Origin of the sequence: Psychrobacter sp. NG254 (genome assembly GCF_015277735.1) — a bacterium.
Classification (GTDB): Bacteria; Pseudomonadota; Gammaproteobacteria; order Pseudomonadales; family Moraxellaceae; genus Psychrobacter.
Genome location: NZ_JADHDA010000005.1, coordinates 26,634 through 47,246 on the forward strand (window position 1 = coordinate 26,634; position 20,613 = coordinate 47,246).

The 20,613-nt window shown below is 44.6% G+C and carries 12 protein-coding genes; 9 read left to right on the forward strand and 3 right to left on the reverse strand.

Annotation, left to right across the window (positions count from 1 at the left end; genetic code table 11):
• Positions 1-76 precede the first annotated feature (76 nt).
• The 3 genes from gltB (at position 77) to IP510_RS09515 (ending at position 7,616) form a co-directional block, all read left to right on the forward strand.
• Positions 77-4,540, forward strand: a complete 4,464-nt coding sequence (gene gltB, locus IP510_RS09505) for a glutamate synthase large subunit (RefSeq protein WP_194364554.1) — start codon at positions 77-79, stop codon at positions 4,538-4,540.
• Between the two features lie 244 nt (positions 4,541-4,784).
• On the forward strand, positions 4,785-6,206 hold the full coding sequence (locus IP510_RS09510) for an FAD-dependent oxidoreductase (RefSeq protein WP_194364555.1): 1,422 nt from the start codon (positions 4,785-4,787) through the stop codon (positions 6,204-6,206).
• Positions 6,207-6,392: 186 nt separating this feature from the next.
• Positions 6,393-7,616, forward strand: a complete 1,224-nt coding sequence (locus tag IP510_RS09515) for an FUSC family protein (protein ID WP_194364556.1) — start codon at positions 6,393-6,395, stop codon at positions 7,614-7,616.
• Between the two features lie 83 nt (positions 7,617-7,699).
• Here the strand turns inward: IP510_RS09515 and IP510_RS09520 are convergent, their stop codons facing one another.
• Positions 7,700-8,833, reverse strand: a complete 1,134-nt coding sequence (locus IP510_RS09520) for an ABC transporter substrate-binding protein (RefSeq protein ID WP_194364557.1) — start codon at positions 8,831-8,833, stop codon at positions 7,700-7,702.
• A 354-nt stretch (positions 8,834-9,187) separates the two neighbouring features.
• Here IP510_RS09520 and IP510_RS09525 point away from each other — a divergent pair, with 354 nt between their 5' ends.
• The gene (locus IP510_RS09525) at positions 9,188-9,985 is read left to right on the forward strand and encodes a 3-oxoacyl-ACP reductase (RefSeq protein WP_194364558.1); all 798 of its coding nucleotides are present in this window, start codon (positions 9,188-9,190) and stop codon (positions 9,983-9,985) included.
• A gap of 31 nt (positions 9,986-10,016) precedes the next feature.
• Here the strand turns inward: IP510_RS09525 and IP510_RS09530 are convergent, their stop codons facing one another.
• The gene (locus IP510_RS09530) at positions 10,017-10,856 is read right to left on the reverse strand and encodes a Cof-type HAD-IIB family hydrolase (protein ID WP_194364559.1); all 840 of its coding nucleotides are present in this window, start codon (positions 10,854-10,856) and stop codon (positions 10,017-10,019) included.
• 263 nt (positions 10,857-11,119) lie between these two features.
• Here IP510_RS09530 and IP510_RS09535 point away from each other — a divergent pair, with 263 nt between their 5' ends.
• The 3 genes from IP510_RS09535 to IP510_RS09545 all read left to right on the forward strand — a co-directional run bounded on the left by IP510_RS09535 (position 11,120) and on the right by IP510_RS09545 (position 13,444).
• The gene (locus tag IP510_RS09535) at positions 11,120-11,626 is read left to right on the forward strand and encodes a hypothetical protein (RefSeq protein ID WP_194364560.1); all 507 of its coding nucleotides are present in this window, start codon (positions 11,120-11,122) and stop codon (positions 11,624-11,626) included.
• Positions 11,627-12,067: 441 nt separating this feature from the next.
• Positions 12,068-12,547 (forward strand): BLUF domain-containing protein, encoded by a 480-nt coding sequence (locus tag IP510_RS09540; RefSeq protein WP_194364561.1) that lies wholly within the window; start codon positions 12,068-12,070, stop codon positions 12,545-12,547.
• 417 nt (positions 12,548-12,964) lie between these two features.
• Entirely contained in the window at positions 12,965-13,444 is a 480-nt protein-coding gene (locus IP510_RS09545) for a hypothetical protein (protein WP_194364562.1), read from the forward strand.
• A gap of 178 nt (positions 13,445-13,622) precedes the next feature.
• Here the strand turns inward: IP510_RS09545 and parC are convergent, their stop codons facing one another.
• Positions 13,623-15,929 carry a DNA topoisomerase IV subunit A gene (gene parC, locus IP510_RS09550; protein ID WP_194364563.1) on the reverse strand — a complete coding sequence of 769 codons (2,307 nt, stop codon included), beginning with the start codon at positions 15,927-15,929 and terminating at the stop codon, positions 13,623-13,625.
• A gap of 601 nt (positions 15,930-16,530) precedes the next feature.
• Between parC and IP510_RS09555 the strand changes: the two genes are divergently transcribed.
• Both IP510_RS09555 and IP510_RS09560 read left to right on the forward strand, forming a co-directional pair.
• A complete protein-coding gene (locus IP510_RS09555) occupies positions 16,531-18,258 on the forward strand; it encodes an AMP-binding protein (protein WP_194364564.1) in 1,728 nt (575 codons plus the stop codon).
• Positions 18,259-18,782: 524 nt separating this feature from the next.
• Positions 18,783-20,582 carry an AMP-binding protein gene (locus tag IP510_RS09560; RefSeq protein ID WP_194364565.1) on the forward strand — a complete coding sequence of 600 codons (1,800 nt, stop codon included), beginning with the start codon at positions 18,783-18,785 and terminating at the stop codon, positions 20,580-20,582.
• The last annotated feature ends 31 nt before the right edge of the window (positions 20,583-20,613 follow it).

Consider the following 20,613-nt stretch of genomic DNA (forward strand, 5'->3'; position numbering starts at 1 on the left):
CCCGTTCTGCCTACGGGTACCAGCTTACACTCCGCATTGGAGATATAAGCTGCCCGTCTACTTAAAAGGACAAGCTATGTCGATGATTTCCTCGCAAACAAACCTGGCCACGCCAGATGATTTTTCTGATAATTGCGGTTTTGGTCTGATTGCTCACATTGAGGGTCAAGCCAGCCATGACTTGGTAAGAACTGCCATTCATAGTTTGAGTTGTATGACTCACCGCGGCGGCGTTGCTGCTGATGGTAGAACTGGTGACGGGTGTGGTTTATTATTAGCGACGCCTACTGAATTTTTTAAACAGATTGCCACTGAGCAACAATTGGTACTGACCGACAACTTTGCGGTCGGTATGGTGTTTGTCAATTTGGATAATGACAAGTCTAAGCATAGTCAGCAAGTGCTCAGCGATGAGATTAAAGCGCAAGGGTTAGAAGTCGCAGGCTGGCGTGATGTGCCGCTTGATTTGAGTATCGTCGGTGAGATTGGCCGTGAGACATTACCGGACTTTAAGCAGATATTCGTCAATGCACCAGATGAGTTGGCTGCAGATGATTTTAATCGTAAGTTGTTTGTCGCACGCAAAAAAGCAGAGCAGCGCCTGACAGATGATGAGCTGTTTTATGTGTGCTCACTCAGTTGCCAGACCATTATTTATAAAGGTCTGGTCATGCCATCAGACTTGCCGGCATTCTTTTTAGACCTGCAAGATGAGCGCTTGGCCTCACATATCGTGGTGTTCCATCAGCGTTTCTCCACCAATACATTACCTCGCTGGCCCTTGGCACAGCCGTTTCGTTATCTGGCCCACAATGGCGAGCTGAACACCATCACAGGTAACCGTAACTGGTCTAAGGCGCGTACGCCAAAACTCAAGTCAGACAAGTTGCCAAACTTGAATGAATTGACGCCATTAGTAAACAGTACCGGCTCTGACTCATCAAGCCTAGATAACATGCTGGAAGTACTGATGTCAGGCGGTATGAACCTGTTCCATGCGATGTCGATTTTGGTGCCACCTGCCTGGCAGAATGTCGATAGTATGGACATGGATCTGCGTGCGTTTTATGAATTTTACTCGCAGCATATGGAAGCGTGGGACGGCCCTGCCGGTCTCGTGATTCAAGATGGACGCTATGCAGTCTGTATGCTCGATAGAAACGGTCTGCGCCCGTCGCGTTGGGTGACGACTAAGAACGGTTATATCACCGTTGCATCAGAGGTTGGTGTTTGGGATTATGAACCAACCGACGTATTGGCAAAAGGCCGCGTTGGCCCAGGTCAAATGCTGGTCATTGATACGTTGACGGGTAAGGTTTTAGATACCACTGCTATCGCAACATTACTTAAAACGGCGCACCCATACCGTAAATGGCTGCGTGAAGAAGCGACACGTATACGTGATGATGAGCGTTTAGAGGAAACCTTAGCAACGCAAGCTTGCCGCGGCGATAAGCTAAAAACCCTACAAAAGATGTATCACATCACCAATGAAGAGCGTACAGAAATCATTCGTCCCAATGCGGAGAATGGTCAAGAGCCAGTCGGCTCGATGGGTGATGACACGCCAATGGCAGTGCTGTCACAGCAAATTCGTCATGTGGGTGACTTTTTCCGTCAGCAGTTCGCACAGGTAACCAATCCGCCAATCGATCCACTACGTGAATCGATTGTGATGTCATTACAGACCTGCCTAGGTGCTGAAACGAACGTATTTGCGCCGTCAGCGAGAGATGCTCATCGCATTATCTTATCATCGCCTGTCTTGTCAGCGAGCAAAATGCAGCAGCTTGAAACTTTAGATGATCCTGCGTTCAAGATAGCTCGCATTGATTTAAACTATGACCGTACTCTAGAGCTATCCGATGCTATCGTTGCTATCTGTGAGCAAGTGGCAGATAACATCCGCTCGGGTAATACACTGATTGTCTTGTCTGATAAAGACATCGATGCAGACAAAGTACCAGCCAATGCCATCATGGTGACGGGTGCGGTGCATCATTATCTTATCGAGCAAGGTATTCGTACCGATGCCAATCTAGTGGTTGAAACGGGTCTGGCTCGCGACTCACATCAAATAGCGGTATTGATTGGCTTTGGTGCGACCTGTGTCTATCCGTACTTGGCATATGATGTCATCGATGATTTGGTGGCGACTGGTGAACTGCTAGGTGACCCGATTCAAGCCCGCGTCAATTTCCGTAAAGGCTTGGATAAAGGGTTGCTAAAGATCCTATCAAAGATGGGTATCTCTACCATTGTGTCGTATCGCGGCGCGCAGTTGTTTGAAGCAGTGGGCCTCTCAGAAGAAGTCGTGAGCCTGTGTTTCAAAGGCGTACAAAGCCGTATTAAAGGCGCTACCTTTGCAGATCTTGCCGCTGATCAAGCGCAGTTGGCTGCCAATGCATTTAAGCGTCGTGCCCCGTTAGATCAAGGTGGTCTGCTGAAGTTCGTCTTCAATAAAGAATACCATGCCTTTAACCCTGACGTGATCAATAGCCTGCATACAGCTGTACGTACAGGCGATTATGATAACTATCTTAATTATGCCAACCTAGTAAATAGTCGTCCAGTCGCGACTTTACGCGACTTGTTACAGCTAAAAACAGACAACAGCATCGACGTCAATGAGGTCGAAGACATCTCTGAGATCTTAACGCGTTTTGACTCAGCTGGTATGTCCCTAGGTGCGCTGTCTCCTGAAGCACACGAATCAATCGCCATGGCGATGAATACCATCGGTGGTCGCTCAAACTCTGGTGAGGGCGGTGAAGATCCTGCGCGCTACGGTACACTACGTAACTCAAAGATCAAGCAAGTTGCCTCTGGTCGTTTTGGGGTGACACCTGCCTATCTGCGCTCAGCGGAAGTCATGCAGATTAAAGTGGCTCAAGGTGCTAAGCCAGGTGAGGGTGGACAGCTACCAGGTGGTAAGGTCAATGCACTGATTGCACGCTTGCGTTATTCAGTACCGGGTGTGACTTTGATTTCACCGCCGCCGCATCATGATATTTATTCTATCGAAGATTTGGCACAGCTGATTTTTGATTTGAAACAAGTCAATCCAGATGCCCTAGTATCCGTTAAATTGGTCTCGCGTCCAGGTGTTGGAACGATCGCAACAGGCGTCGCAAAAGCCTATGCCGATTTGATTACTATTTCAGGTTATGATGGTGGTACAGCAGCGTCTCCGCTATCGTCTATCCATCATGCAGGCTCGCCATGGGAGCTAGGTCTGGCTGAAACCCATCAGTCTCTACGAGTGAACGGATTACGTGATAAGGTACGTGTTCAGACCGATGGTGGTTTGAAGACAGGGCTAGATGTAGTCAAGGCAGCCATTCTTGGTGCAGAAAGCTTTGGCTTTGGTACCACGCCGATGATTGCGGTTGGGTGTAAATATCTACGTATCTGCCATTTAAACAACTGTCCAACAGGGGTTGCGACTCAAAAAGCCAAGCTACGTGATGAGCATTTCATTGGCGAAGCAGAGATGTTGATTAACTTCTTTAAGTTTGTGGCGACTGAAACGCGCGAATGGTTAGCGGCACTTGGCGTTCGTAGTATGGAAGAGCTGGTCGGTCGTACGGACTTGCTTAATATCTTAGAAGGCAATACTGATAAGCAGCGTCATCTTGATCTAACGCCATTGTTATTTAGTCACCCGGCCAGCGTTGGCAAAGCACAAACGTGTCAGGTAGAGCGCAATGAACCGTTTGATAAAGGCTTGCTTGCTGAGCAAATGATTAGTGATATGCTGGTGAATATTCGTCAAGGCTCAGGCGGTGATTATAGCTATTTCGTTGGTAACTGTGACCGGTCTATCGGTGCTCGTATCTCAGGTGAGATTGCGCAAGTATGGGGCAACCTTGGCATGAGTGACATGCCAATTAAACTGCGTCTAACGGGTACGGCAGGGCAGAGCTTGGGTGTTTGGAATGCCGGCGGCTTAAACATTGAGCTTGAAGGCGATGCCAATGACTATGTAGGCAAAGGCATGGCAGGCGGTGAGATTGTGATTTATCCGCCAAAAGGCTCAAACTTTATAGCACAAGAGACCGCCATTATCGGTAACACTTGCCTATATGGCGCAACGGGTGGCAAGTTATATGCTGCTGGTACAGCAGGTGAGCGTTTTGGGGTGCGTAACTCCGGTACACATGCCGTCATCGAAGGCACAGGCGATCATTGCTGTGAGTATATGACAGGTGGTATCGTCACGATCCTTGGACGTACGGGTCTCAACTTTGGCGCGGGTATGACTGGCGGCTTCGCTTATGTACTCGATATGGAAGGTGACTTCTTTGATCGTTGCAACCATGAGCTAATCGATCTTAACCGTATCTCAAGCGAGCAAACAGAAGAGCACCGTATTCATTTGCAACAAGTGATTGAGACTCATGTAGAGAAAACAGGCAGCGCATGGGGCCAGACGATACTGGATGACTTTGAACACTATGTTCGTAAGTTCTATTTGGTGAAGCCAAAAGCGGCAAACATTGCAAGCCTTCTTAAAACAACCATGGCCGATCCACAATAGCCGATCCACAACGCTGACTCATCGCTTTATAGCGAGCGATTGAGTCGGTGTTGATTGATGACCATTGAATTAGAGTAGCCAGCGTTCCGTTTTTAGAGACGTTTTAACTCACAGGTTTTTAGCAGGTAAGTGACAGCAGCAAGTTATAGCGCTCAGCATTGACCCAAATTGGGTATCAAATAAGTGAGACTCGCTGACTGTCACCACCCACTACAAAAAAACCTTAGATAAAAGAGATAGCATCATGGCAAAACGCTTAGAAAATAATTTTCAGTTTTTAGATGTACCTCGTTTTGACCCAAGCAAAAAAGACATTGCCACACGCTCAACTGAGTTTGTTGAAATTTATAAGCCATTTGAAAATGAAGCCGTCGCACAACAAGCGCATCGCTGTCTTGAGTGCGGTAATCCTTACTGCGAGTGGAAATGTCCCGTACATAACTATATTCCTAACTGGCTAAAAATGGCCACTGAAGGACAAATATTTCAAGCAGCTGAATTGTGTCATCGTACCAATACTTTGCCTGAAGTCTGCGGCCGAGTGTGTCCACAAGATCGTCTGTGTGAAGGCGCTTGTACATTGAATGATGGTTTTGGCGCAGTGACTATCGGCAATGTCGAAAAATACATCAACGATACCGCTTTTGCTCTAGGCTGGCGTCCAGACATGTCTGAAGTTGTTTGGACAGACAAAAAAGTCGCAATTATCGGTGCAGGGCCAGCGGGTCTTGGCTGTGCAGATATTTTGGTTAGAAATGGCGTCAAACCGGTCGTCTTTGACAAACGCCCTGAGATTGGCGGCTTACTGACTTTCGGTATCCCTGAGTTCAAAATGGAAAAAGACGTAATGCGCAATCGCCGCGTGATTTTTGAAGACATGGGTATGGAGTTCCGTCTAGAAACAGAGATTGGTACAGACGTCACTATTGATGAGCTATTGGCTGAATATGATGCCGTGTTCATGGGTATGGGCACATACACCTATATGCGCGGCGGGTTTGCTGGTGAAGAGCTGACAGGCGTCTATGATGCACTAGATTACCTAATTGCCAACGTGAACCGTTGTAATGATTGGGAAAAGAATCCCGAAGAATATATCGACTTTAAAGGCAAAAGAGTGGTCGTACTAGGTGGCGGCGATACAGCGATGGACTGTAATCGTACCAGTATTCGTCAAGGTGCTGAACAAGTGGTCTGTGCTTACCGCCGTGATGAAGAAAATATGCCAGGCTCACGCCGCGAAGTGGTCAATGCTCGTGAGGAAGGCGTTGAGTTTTTATTCAATCGCCAGCCTACTGAGATTATTGGCTTAAATGGCAAAGTGAATGGGGTAAAAGTCGTCACCACTCACTTAGGTGCACCGGACAACCGTGGTCGTCAGCGTCCTGAGCCGATTCCTAATTCAGAAGAGATCATCCCCTGTGATGCAGTGATTATGGCCTTTGGTTTTAGACCGAGTCCTGCTGACTGGTTTGAGTCTCAGCAAGTGGCGATGGACAGCTCTGGCCGCGTGTTGGCAGCAGAGAAGCAGACCTTTAAATTCCAGACCAAAAACCCTAAGATATTTGCTGGTGGTGATATGGTTCGCGGCTCTGATTTGGTCGTAACTGCTATTTGGGAAGGTCGTGAAGCCGCTGAAGGTATATTGGATTTCTTGGAAGTATAATGAGATTCGTCTAAACCCAGCGATTGATACGCAGGTTTTACCTCAAACGTCTTTTGTCCTTTTATGGGCAAAAGGCGTTTTTTTGATGGTTACTTTGTAAATAGAGGCTCGACTGATAGCCTGTTTATGAGTAACCTGTGCTTTTTATTATCTATCTCACTTATCAACTAAAAAGAGTAGTCTTGCGTGAAACCAACCCTTTACCAACGTGTTACTGCGCCATTTATTGAGCCTTATGTTCGCTATCAACACGCGGATATCTTGCATGCCATACGTTTGGGTGTGGCGGTGATACTCGCTTTGTTACTCAACGGGGTCACCAATTTTCCACATGGCGAATGGACGACCATCACTGTATTTATTATTTTGGGCTTATTACAGTATCAAGGGGCTATTTATACCAAGGCAAAAGAGCGCGTGCTTGGTACACTATTAGGCATTGGGATTGCCCTTGGGGTATTATGGTTCAACCAAAATGCAGGTGCATGGCTGTGGGTCGATTATGCCCTCATTGGCTTGCTCAGTGGCATCATTGGCTATTTGGCGGTGAGAAATCTTGGCTACACAGGGCTACTGACGGGCATCACCATGTTGATGATTGTCTCTGATTTGGGCAATAACAGCATCGGTCAGGACGGTATTTATCGTGTGCTAAATATTTTGTTAGGTACTGGAGTCGCGGTAGCAGTAACGCTGATTTTACCGCTGAAATCGACCCTAATGTGGCGATTTTTATTGAGTAGTAATCTCGATGCTTGTAGTAGTCTCTATGCTGGCGTGGGTCATCATATTGATGCAACGGATGGCGGAGCAGATGGGATGACCGATGACACTGTCAAGCAGTTAAACACAGTGGCTTTTGCGGTTAATGAGGTGCCTGTTAATAGAACATTGGTCACAGCATTGCAGCAGATTAATAAACGCTTGCTTGCCGTGCGTCCACATCTGGCGGCGACAGCAAGTGAATCAGGCATAAAAAAAGAGACGCTAGAGACGATTCAGCGCACACACCGTAATATTATTGGCACGATTGATTTGTTGTTAAGTGCGGCCCCGCGTCTGGCGAATATCGACATCGATGAAGAAAATCATGTACTGTTGATACATTATCAAAATGAGCTAACCCAAGCGATGCAGCACATGGCCGCAGTGTTGCGCAGTCCAAGTGATGAGGTATTTCGGCCCATTACTCGTATCGCGGTTTCAGACTATCCAAGCGTGCAGCACTTAGCCTTTGAGTGGCAAGGGTATTTTTGGTTGACACAAACGCTGCAAACCCAGTTACAGCAATTGAGTGACTTATTGCAAATCTCCAAACCGCATTGGTTTGCTGCTTCTGGTCTGGGCTATCAGCGCCGTGAGCAGCGCCGCATAAAAGAGCAGGGCGGCGAGACGGATTTACATCTATAACGCACAAAAAAACGCTGACCATTTAGGATCAGCGTTTTTATTTTGAAAGACTACTTTATTTTTAAAGTGCTAAATCAGAACTATTAACGACCAGTCTTTAACTTATCCCAGTACTGCTGATACACTTGCAAGGCCTCATCGCCGACATCTTCTTGGAATTCAGCTTTTGCCAGTACGTCTTTGGCAGGATAAATTGTTGGGTTGTTGCGGACGCTTTCGTCCATCAGCTCACGTGCTGCTATATTTGGTGACGCGTAGCCAATCTCTTCACTCACGATTTTTGCATTTTCAGGACGCAATAAGTAATCAATAAATTTGTGTGCTGCATCAACTTGCTTGGCGTTTTTTGGAATGACAAAGTTGTCCATCCATAAGATAGCGCCTTCGCTTGGATATTTATAAACCAAGCTGGTCAGACCTTCGTCATTGGCCATGACTGCCTCGCCATTCCATGTCATGCCGAGCGACGTTTCGCCTTCAATGTACGGCATACGTGTGGCATCAGAATTAAAGGTTTTGACGTTTGGCATCAACGTGGTGAGCTTATCGTAAGCGGCTTTGATTTCGTCAGGATTGTTACTATTACCTGAGTAGCCAAGGGTCAGTAGTGCCATACCAAATACTTCACGCACATCATTGGTGAGCATTACCTGACCTTTATATTTAGGATCCCATAGGTCATTCCAACTATTGACAGTTTTCGGATCGACACTGTCACCGTTAATGGCTAGACCGGTGCTGCCCCACATATAAGGAATAGAGTATTTGTTTTCAGGGTCGACTTTGGTATTGGTAAATGAGGTATCAAGGTTTTTAAAATTGCTCAATTTCGACTTATCTAACTCTTGCAGTAGCCCTTCTTTCGCCATCTTTTCGACATAATAAGTCGATGGAATGGCTAAATCATATTGGCTAGAGTCATCGAGCAGTTTCAGCTTGGCGTACATGGCTTCGTTAGAGTCAAACGTGGTGTAATTAACCGAGATACCAGTCTCTTCTTCAAAGCCATCTAAAATCTCCTGCGGCATATATTCTGACCAGTTATACAGGTTCAGTGTCACATTGCTCGCCGCCGCACTACCGTCAGCCGCATTGTCAGAGTTGCTACAGCTGGCAAGCACCAAGCCGACAGCCGCTGCTAATAATGCTTTTGGCACTATACGACCGACACTAGCCGAGGTGTGAGTAGTTGGATGGGACGATGATAAGTGGGTCAAAATATCTCTCCTAAATAAAGATAGTGCAAATCAGAAAAATTCAATAAAAAGCCAAAAGCCTGACATGGCCAATAAAACTATTATGGTTATTACTTTGTGCAATTTAAAGGGTTGTTATCAAGGCAATGCTTATTAATACTAATAAAAGGAGCTGGCTTGGCTAATCAAATGAATAGCGAAAATAACTTAAAGGCAGGTGATTTTGGGTAGAACTGTCAGTGAGTGACATTGGCTCGAGAAAAGATAATATATAACCATGCTATGATTAGCGCAGGCTCAAGCGCCAAATAGCGACAAGCCTTTGGCCTCTAAAATGTTAATTAACCATACCATAATAATAAAGGATGCAACACAATGAATCAAAGCACCTCAACTATCCCAGCACTGCTGACCAACAAAGTCGCCATCGTCACCGGCGCCAGTCGTGGACTGGGTGCAGAGATTGCTAAGCAAATGGCAGCAGCAGGTGCGATCGTCTGCGTCAACTACCTCAATAGTAAAGAGGCAGCTGATACGGTGGTTGCAGATATCATCGCTGCAAACGGACAAGCATTTGCATATCAGGCAGATGTCACCGATCTTGAGCAAGTAAAGGCAATGGCCACTGAAGTCGTCAGCCGTTACGGCCGTATCGGTATCTTGGTCAATAATGCTTTACCGTGCTATCAATTCAACCCAAGTGCGGAGTACACCAGTATCGAGACGGTCAAGTGGGCACATTTTTCGCAGCAGATGGATGGTATTGTTAAAGGAGCGGTCAACACTGTACAGGCCGTATTGCCGCAGATGAAAGCGCAGCAGATGGGCAAAATCATCAATATCTCAACCAATCTTGTCTACAATCCAGTGGTTACCTATTATGATTACACCACGGCTAAATCGGCCTTGATAGGGCTGACACGCAATCTCGCGAGCGAGCTTGGTCAATATGGCATTCGGGTTAATTTGCTGGCAGGCGGATTATTAAAGACCACCGATGCAAGTAGCTTAACTACTGAAGAGGTATTCGATTATATCGCGACTACAACACCGCTGCGCCAAGCAACATCAGTCGCTGACTTTGCCAATTCAGTGCTGCTCATGGCCTCTGATTTGAGCATGGCTATTACTGGTCAGTCCATTGCTGTGGATGGTGGTTTGACGATGCCTTAATGAATATCTAAAACACACGCAAGTTTAGATATTACTTTACGGACGAGGTGGCATAGAACGGTTCAAGCACTGCTTGTATGCCACACTCTTCAATCGTCCCAGTGACGAAATCAGCACGTGCAATCAGCGCGGGCTGAGCGTCTCCCATTGCCACAGCAAACCCAACCAAGTCAAACATCTCTAAATCATTCATACCATCACCAAACGCCATGCACTCGCTTGCATCTACGGCATAATACTCGCACACATCTTTGATACCACGGGCTTTAGACGCATCGGCTGGCAATATATCTGCACCAATTCGATGCCAATGTACCAGCTTTAAATCGTGCTGAGCAAAGTCGATGTCCTGCATTTTTTCTTGTTGATTATTAAAAAACACCGAGCATTGATAAACGGTGTTTGACTGGTAGTAGTCAGGGTCAACGATAGAGTTGGGTGTGATGGCATTAAACTCGCGCAGACGCTCGTTTTCACCAGACCATGCGATATGAGTGGCTGAGTCGAATTTATGAATCAGCTCGCTCTGTTGGCACAGCTTTACGATCTTGTCCGTTTGCTCAGCGGTCAGTGGATAGTGGCTGATTTGACCGCTATTATCAAAGCTATACTGTCCATTCATACAAATAATGGCATCGAGCACATTTGCTTCTAACAACGCTAGAATATCTTCGGGCAGTATGGCTTTTGAGCGTCCGGTCGAAATGACCAGTTTGATATCAGTACCTGCCAGCTGTTCAAGCATTGCTTTGTTGTGCTCAGCAATAATACCGTTACGGCTCAAGGTATCATCGATGTCAAAAAAAATGATTTTTGGGACAGACATTTTGGTAGCCAGACTTTCTTTAGCGATTTTATCTTCGATAAACATGATGATCCTATTATTTTAGTCATTTCAATACTGATGACTTCGATACTACTACAACACAGCCAATCAGATAAATACCTATCGCGTAACCTGTGTCTCTACAAACCTCTCCTTAGCTACTCAGCCAAAGAAGTAACAAAAATCCTAAACGATAGGAGTAACCAAGTATGGGTTATTTACTATAAAGTTATGACTAATTATTCAGATCAGTCAATAAGATCAAATCGATTTTTGCCTTCACCAATCCGCCATCTAAAGGAACCATGATGAAAATATTTACCCTAAAATCAGTGACCGCTTTGACCGCCTTAGTGTTATCTGCCAATGCTTTTGCCATGGATGTTACATTTGACGATGCAGCTTGGAATGGTAAAAAAATCCCTGAAGGGCAGCAGTGTCTAAACTATGAGGGAAAAAGCCCAGCCACGCCAAGCATGACGGTCTCAAACATTCCAGCCGGTGCGGAGAGCTTGGTATTCGTTTATAACGATGTGAGTAACAAACGTATGCAACATGGGGGACATGGCATGGTAGAGTTTGCGCTGCCACAGGGTGCTACGAGTGCTAAGATTCCACGCGTGTTTGGGCATACTTATGAAGTACCAGTCGGTATTGAGATGGTCGCAGAATACCGTAGCCGCAAAGGTGAAGTAGGCGGTGCGTATAAGCCGCCTTGTTCAGGTGGTAAAAATCATTTATATACGGTAGATGTACAGGCATGGCAGGGCGATATAGTACTTGCTGAAACCACGGTTGAGATGGGTCGGTATTAATCAATCAAGCATTTCAGACAGTGTAAACGGCCGTCTATGCAGTATATAGGCGGCTTTTTAGTGAGCGTGAGTTAGGTTCACCTCTCTATAAAACATGCTAGCTTAGTGAATAGGCAATGTTTTGATTGATGTTTGTAACCCTTGAGCACTGAGTAAACACGGGTAAATCGTATGGTATAATTGAGACAGTGCTATAGGAAAATACAGATTAGACTTGTTAATTATTAGAATAATGATATCACAGTAATTATGCCAATTTTTATAGTACAATTGTACTCTGAGAAGTATTGGCATCCTATCTCATCAAAATTCTAAAGCGTATTTTTAGAAATACAATGATGCTAGATAACAAAAAATCATTAAGAAACAAAATGTTATTGATTATACTTTATCTTAAAGTGTATCTTAAATTAGATTAGGTTCTCACAAATAAGGTTTCTTATGACTACAATGACAAGCCAACCTTCAGAAGATAGAAAAAGGCATGGCGAGCATATTCTGATCAACATGACATATATCGCCAAAAATGTCGATTTGGACTCTGGAATTGAGCTGACTCGTGCACTTGAGTACTGGCGCAGATATTTTGAAGAAAACGATATCGTTTCAGCGTTAGTGATTAGTGAAGGCTATTTCGTTCAAAGTTTTCAAGGAACAAGGCCTGCTATCAGTACTGCCTTGGCAAAGATACTTGACGAGCATTCGACCATTTTCCCCAATATTGTCAACATAGGAGAAATAGAATCGCGTCAATGGAATGGGTTTTTAATCAAACATCTAACCTCAAGCGTTGAAGATGAAGAGTATGCCCTAAAAAACTTTTCGGCAGGTTCTGACTATAATCCTTACCTAATGACAAGTGCTCAGATTGAAAGCTTTTTGGCAGCAATTTTTGAAGAAGTCGAATCTAGTAAATCTTAAAAGGGTAGTATCCGCTCTCTATAATGGGTGTCTATTCTAACTCGCGTAAAAAAGCCGTCTATACGTTTGTATAGGCGGCTTTTTGATGAAAGCAAGTTACCAGTATCGGTAGAGTGTGTATTCTTAGCAATTGGACAAAATATTGGTTGATGTTCATAAGTAACTCTCACAATCTTTGACTATTAAAAACGCCTTAGTGATTCCTGTTTGTGGATTGAAAATTGGTATATCGGCACATACAGATGAGAATCTCTAACGATTAGAATGATGCTGTCACAATGACTGAGCTACTTTTCGTTGTGTTATTTTAAGGTAGTAAATGATAAGAACTTGGTCAATTTCCAAGAGTTTAATTGATTATACTTTATGATAAAGTGTATATTAATTTATATACCTATTATATAAATGGATTTTCTTATGCATACAACGGCAGGTCAAATTTCAGAAAATAGGAAAAGACATGGCGAGCATCTTCTGATTAGCCTAACGTATATCGGTAAAAACATTGAATTAAAAACAGGTATAGAATTAACCCGTGCTCTTGAACAGTGGCGAAGATACTTTGAGGAAAGTGGGTTGGTCGCAGCGCTTGTGATCAATGACGGTTACTTTGTTCAAAACATTCAAGGCTCAAGACCAGCTGTCAATGCTGCTCTAACGAAGATAATTGATGAGCATTTTAAGATTATCCCTAATGTTGTCAAGGTGGAAGAAATAGGAGCGCTTCGATGGGATGGGTTCGTAACCAAACACCTGACGGAAAGTGCTGAAGATGAGGAATATGCTTTGAAAAGTTTCTCAGCAGGTTTTGATTTCAATCCTTATTTAATGAAAAGCACTCAGATTGAAAGCTTTTTGACAGCGATATTTGAAGGTGCTGATTACAACGAATCTTAAATTGGTATTGTCTATTCACTATGATGGATGCTTGCTTCAATTTTCAAAAGCGATTATTCATATTGGTTGGTTTAGCCAACGTAAAAACGCCGCCTATACATTGTGTATAAGCGGCTTTTTATTAAAAACGTTGTGAGCTTGAGCGATTAGTGCACAAAGCATAGCTATAACCAACTGCTCAGCCTACCTCAACACTCGTCACATTCTGAAAGCCTCGTGGCAATTGACCACCGCGATTGCCGCGTACACCCGTATAGTTAGCCAAATCATTTGGCTTGAGTGTCACATGACGTTTGCCAGCGGTAATGACAAGGCTGTCTTGCTGACTGAGAGGCGTAATAGTCAGCACTTCTTCACCGTCTTTTAATTTAATCAGCTTGTTGCCCTTACCGCGTGCCTGTTCAGGCAAATCATCGAGAGCAAATATCAGTAAATATCCTGCATTGGTCGCGACGGCGACATGGTCAGGCGCTACCTTCGTATTGGTATTTTCACCATCAGTATTAGCGGTCGAATCTACTGGCGCATCGATACGCGCAACAGGGAGCAAGCGACTATCAGCCGCTAGGTTAATGATGTTTTTCCCCGCTTTTTGATTGCTATCTAGATTACCAATGGTATTGATAAAACCATAACCTGCTGAGCTGGCGAGTATGATGCGTTGATCGTCAGCACCCGTTAATAACTGCTCAAAGCTAGCCCCTGCTGGTGGTTTTAATACACTGGTCAGTGGATCGCCTTGGCCACGCGCCGAAGCAAGGTTATGCGCATCGATACTGTAGCTGCGACCAGTGCTGTCGAGCACGTAGATTTTTTCATTGGATTTACCGCGCACGTGTGCTTGATAGCTATCACCTGAGCGGTAACTCATACCAGCAGCATCGACATCATGACCTTTAGCAGCACGAATCCAGCCCGCTTTTGATAGAATAGCGGTGACAGGCTCGCTCGGGACGAGGTCAGACTCTTTTAATGCTTGTGCTTCTTCGCGTTCTGCCAATGGTGATACGCGTTCATTGCCATGTTCTTTCATATCGGCTGTCAGCTCATCGATCATCAGATTGGTCAGACTGTCTGGGTTGTCCAAATACTCTTGAATGATGGCACGTTCGGCAGCCAGTTCATCCTGCTCGCGGCGTAGCTCAATCTCTTCTAACTTTGCTAATTGGCGCAGGCGAATATCCAAGATGGCATTGGCCTGAATGTCAGTCAGGTCATAGTCCTGCATCAATGTTGCTTTCGGATCTTCCTCTTCACGAATGATGCGAATCACTTCATCAATATTTAGATAAGCAATCAGTAAACCTGCCAAGATATGCAAGCGCTTGTCTATTTTATCAAGGCGATATTGCAGACGGCGCGTGACCACCGAGCGGCGACAGACTAGCCATTCTTCCAATATTTCTTTTAGGTTTTTGACCTGAGGCTTACCGTTTAGGCCGATCATATTCATGTTGACGCGGTAATTGCTCTCAAGCTCAGTACTAGCAAACAGATGGCTCATGACACGAGCGACATCGACTCGGGTTGATTTTAGCTCAAGCACGATACGGCAGGCATTTTCATGATCTGACTCATCATGGATATCGGTAATCCAAGGCAGCTTTTTATCGGTCATGAGCTTGGCGATTTGCTCTTGGATTTTATTACCTGATACTTGGTAAGGTAGCGCATCGATGATGACGAGGTTTTTCTCTTTAGGGTCAACATGGAACGTCGCACGCATTTTATAGCTGCCACGACCAGTCTCATACATCGCTTGCAAATCTTTTTTACTGGTGATGATTTCAGCTGGCGTTGGCAGATCAGGTGCTGGTATCGATTGGGTAAGCTGCTTGACCGATAGCTCTGGATTTTTAAGCAATCGAATAGCCGCGCGTACTACTTCATTAAGATTATGCGGCGGAATGTCTGTTGCCATACCGACTGCGATACCTGTTGTACCATTTAATAGGATATTAGGCAGGCGGGCAGGTAAGGTGGTTGGCTCTTGCATGGTGCCATCGAAATTGTCTTGCCAATCGACTGTACCTTGTCCGAGTTCTGCGAGCAATGTATTGGCATAAGCAGACATTTTGGCTTCGGTATAACGCATCGCCGCAAATGATTTTGGATCATCTGGGCTACCCCAGTTACCTTGACCTGTGATGAGTGGATAGCGATAGCTGAACGGCTGTGCCATCAGTACCATAGCTTCGTAACAAGCGCTGTCACCATGCGGATGGTATTTACCCAACACATCACCGACCGTACGTGCAGACTTTTTAGCCTTGGCAGTCGATTTTAGCCCCAGCTCGCTCATGGCATAGACGATGCGGCGCTGTACTGGTTTTAGACCATCAGCGATATTTGGCAGCGCCCGATCCATGATGACGTACATGGCATAGTTGAGATAGGCCTGCTCAGTGAACTCTGCGACTGAGCGAGTATCCATCGGTTCATTGGGAATGATTGGGGCGATCGTATGATCAATAACATCAGACATAAAATAGGATTCACTTATCAGTTTTAATAGGTGTAGATAATTGGTTCAAGCGTATAAATAGGATAGTGCTATCGTAAAGGAAATTTAGGTAATTAAAAAGGCATAAGTCAGTATAAACGACAGTGCATGACGTGCTTGGTAAAGGGAGACTGACGATTGTATGATTTGAAGTCAAATCCCTCAATGAAGCCTCTTTATACAGTGATAAATATCATAAAGCAGAAAACCAATATAAAAAGCAGCGCTGAAGAGTCATTAACTGTGTCAACATTGTTACAGAATATTCAAAATCAACCTCGATGAATATCGATGACTGAATGGAAAATACAATATAACATTTTGATATTTAATGATTTTTTTAGCGTCAAGGTGATTTGAGAACTCATGCAGCAATCTTTTATATTGAGTAGTTTGTACAAAGTGTGTATGTTAATGAACAAAGGGCTATTTACTGCTATATCGTTCACTCAGCACCATACGATTCAGTCATAGACTTGTTTGCTACCGTTATGTGGCAAGCAATCTCGGATTTTGGTATGTTTATCACACTGTGGTTTGCTTGGGTTGGCGATAATGTACTATTACTAGGAGAACAAAGATTATGGAAAATCAAGTAAACTTAACCCGTCGTGATGATAAGGTTTGGCTAAAAACGTACGAAGAGCTCGGACTAGAATACGACATTGAACTACCGGCTAATGACACCTCACTCATTGATATTTTTGAGCAAAGCTTTGCCAAAAACAGTGATAAGACGGCCTATATTTGCATGGGTTCATCGTTGAGTTTCCAAGAAGTAGATCTATACAGTCGCCAAATGGCCGCTTACCTACAGTCATTAGGACTGGTCAAAGGTGACAAAGTTGCGGTCATGATGCCTAATATTTTGCAATTGCCAATCTCGGTCATTGCAGTCCTGCGGGCAGGATATACCTTAGTTAACGTCAATCCATTATATACCACCAGAGAGCTTGAGCATCAACTGACTGATTCACAAGCCAAAGTATTGATCATGGTCGAAAACTTTGCCAAGACCTATCAAGATATTGGTCGCAATGTGGTCGATAAGGTCGTGATTACAGGTATGGGCGATTTGATGGGTACGCTCAAAGGCTTTATGGTCAATACGGTCGTGCGCCATGTCAAAAAAATGGTACCAGATTACAGTATTAGCAACAGCATTCCTTTTAAGAGTGCACTAAAGCAAGTGGCTGCTAGCAAATATAAGCGCCCAACCGATATCACACTCGACGATATCGCTGTCCTACAATATACAGGCGGTACGACAGGTGTGGCAAAAGGCGCGATGCTGACACACAAAAACTTGGTCGCAAACTTAATTCAATCTAATACCTTTTTGGGCACCGCCTTTGATGATTTTGATCAAAGAGGTGAGCAGCCTGTCATTATGACAGCATTGCCGATGTATCATATTTTCTCATTTACCGTCTGCGGTATGTTTGGTCTATATCGCGGTTGTGTGGTGCTACTGGTACCAAACCCACGCGATCTTGATAGCTTGTTAAAAGCATATAAAGCCAATCCACCAGCATTCTTCCCAGCGGTTAATACGTTGTTCAATGCGCTTGCCAATAACGAAGAATTTATCGCGATGGATCATAGCAAGCTGCGTCAATCAATGGGTGGTGGCATGGCAGTACTGAGCCCGACCGCTGAAAAATGGCGTCAAGTAACAGGCAATATCATTATCCAAGGGTATGGCTTGTCAGAAACTGCACCGGTTGCAACCTCGAACCCTAGCAATAGTAAAACATTCACGGGCACCATTGGTGTACCGATGCCAGCGACTGATGTGGCCATCTTAGATGATGATGGTAACGAAGTGGCACTTGGTGAGCGCGGTGAGATTAGTGTTCGTGGACCACAGGTCATGAAAGGCTACTGGAACCGTGAAGAAGCGACTGCTGAAGTTATGACAGCGGACGGTTTCTTCCGTACGGGCGATATCGGTATCATGGCTGACAATGGCTACGTGACGATCGTTGATCGCAAAAAAGACATGATTTTGGTGTCTGGATTTAACGTTTATCCTAACGAAGTCGAAGAGGTCATGGCCGGTCATCCTAAGATTTTGGAGTGCGGTGTTATCGGTATCGAAGACGAGAAAAGCGGTGAGATCCCTAAGATTTATGTCGTACGCAACGATCCGAGTCTGACCACCGAAGAAGTTCTTGAGTACGGTAAAGAGCATCTAACAGGCTACAAGCGTCCTCGCCGTGTTGAGTTCATTGATGAGCTACCAAAGTCTAATGTGGGTAAAATCCTGCGTAAAGATCTACGTGTACTCGAAGAGAAAAATCACGGTTGATACGGTGTTTGATATAGGTACGCTCAAGGTGAGCTAAGGTCGAATGCTCGAGCTCTATGAGTGTACTGATGAAGGATAAGCACAGCTGAAACATGAGTCAAAGTAGGCTGTGATGATCCAAAATGATAAGACTGCAACTATGCTGTCTTATCATTTTTTTGTCTTGATGGTTTTGGGCAGTCTTAAGGCGGATATGACACAGCGACTATTAATAGAGAATGTTTAGCAAAACTGCTATAGTGCCCATCGATGTATTTTTGTATATACCTGAAAAATTGATGATTTTGGTCTGTATGGCTGACACATTATTGTGATATATCTAATCTGTGATTTGGTTTTATGTAGGGCGGCCTATCTGATATGAATCTCACACACCTCTTTGATTAAAAATCTGTGAATGATACGCCGGTTTTATTCAACGGCTTCTCATTCACAAGATGTTGCCATCATTGATGAATCATAAAAAATAATGGTGTTTTTATTAAAGTATTCTATGTTTTTAACGGTAACGTTTAGGGAAAATTATGACGGACAATATCAATAAAGAGACGACAGAAAATAATGCAGCGACTGATGGCAAAGCTGATGCAGCCAGCAATGCTTATCAAAGCAGTGCATTTCCCACGATGCCAACCATCGCAAGCGACAGTCCGTGGCTGAGTGCTTATGAGCGTTATGACATCGATGCTACTATTGAGATGCCCGAGGATAGTACGTCTTTACTTGATGTGTTCGAGCGTAACTTTAGTCGTTATGGACAAAAAACAGCTTATATCTGCATGGGCGCGTCTATTAGCTTTAAGCAACTAGATCTGTACAGTCGTCAGATTGCCAGCTATCTGCAGTCATCAGGGTTGGTCAAAGGCGATAAAGTTGGGGTTATGATGCCCAACCTTTTGCAGTATCCGATAGTAGCATTGGGGGTCATTCGTGCCGGTATGATACTGGTCAACGTCAATCCGTTATATACCAGTCGCGAGTTGTCACATCAATTGCATGACAGTGGTGCCAAGGCATTGTTCATCGTTGAGAACTTTGCAAAAACGTATCAAGATGCGGAAGACAAAGGTCAAGTTGAGCATGTCATCGTCTGTAAAATTGGCGACATGCTAGGAACGATCAAGGGAGCCGTGGTCAACCTCGTTGCTCGTCATGTCAAAAAAATGATTCCTGCTTATCGCTTACCAAACAGTGTGAGTTTTAAAGACGCATTAAACGAAGCCTCAGCCAGCAAATACCAGCGCCCTGAGCTGAATCTAAGTGACGTGGCATTGCTACAATACACAGGCGGTACGACAGGCGTGGCTAAAGGCGCGATGCTGTCTCATGGTAATCTAGTCGCCAACATGCTACAGGTCAGCGCGTTGATGAACAGTGCCTTCGATGATGATATCGATGGCAGAGACGTTATTTTGACTGCATTGCCGCTATATCATGTTTTCTCGTTTATGGTGTGTGGTATGTGCAGCATGTATCAAGGCTATGCAGGGTTGCTCATTCCAAACCCGCGCGATCTTGATGGGCTTATCAAAGAAATGGGCAAATACAAACCTGCTTTTATTCCTGCCGTGAATACCTTGTTCAATGGTTTGGTGCACAAAGACAGTTTTGCCGATTTGGATTTCTCTAATCTAAAAGCTTCTATCGGCGGTGGTATGTCAGTGCTACCTAGCGTGGCAAAAGAGTGGCATAAAATCACTGGTCTGCCAATCGTTGAAGGCTATGGTTTATCTGAAACTTCACCTGTTGTGACCTTTAACCCAATGACCATTGCAGAGTTTACTGGAAAAATCGGTATTCCTGCGCCTAGTACTGACATTGTGCTCATCGATGAAGACGAAAATGTAGTGGCGATGGGCGATCGTGGTGAGATCTGCGTAAAAGGTCCACAGGTCATGATTGGTTACCAAAACCGTCCAGAAGAAACAGCTGAGTCTTTTACAGCTAGCGGTTATCTAAAAACCGGTGACATCGGTATTATGGACGAAAAAGGCTTTATCAAAATTGTCGATCGCAAAAAAGACATGATTTTAGTTTCTGGGTTCAATGTGTATCCAAATGAGATTGAAGAAGCGATGAGCGAGCATCCAGCAGTCGTTGAGTGCGGTGCGATTGGTATTCCTAATGATGATCGCGGTGAAGAGCCAAAATTGTTTGTGGTCAAAAAGGGCGACGTCACAGAACAAGAGCTGCTTGATTATGGCAAAAAACAATTGACTGGCTATAAACGCCCGCGCCACATACAGTTCGTTGACGAATTACCAAAATCGAACGTGGGTAAAATCTTGCGTAAAGAATTGCGTAAGATGGAAGGGTTAGAATAAATTTAGTATCAAACTTGACCAACGCAGCGGC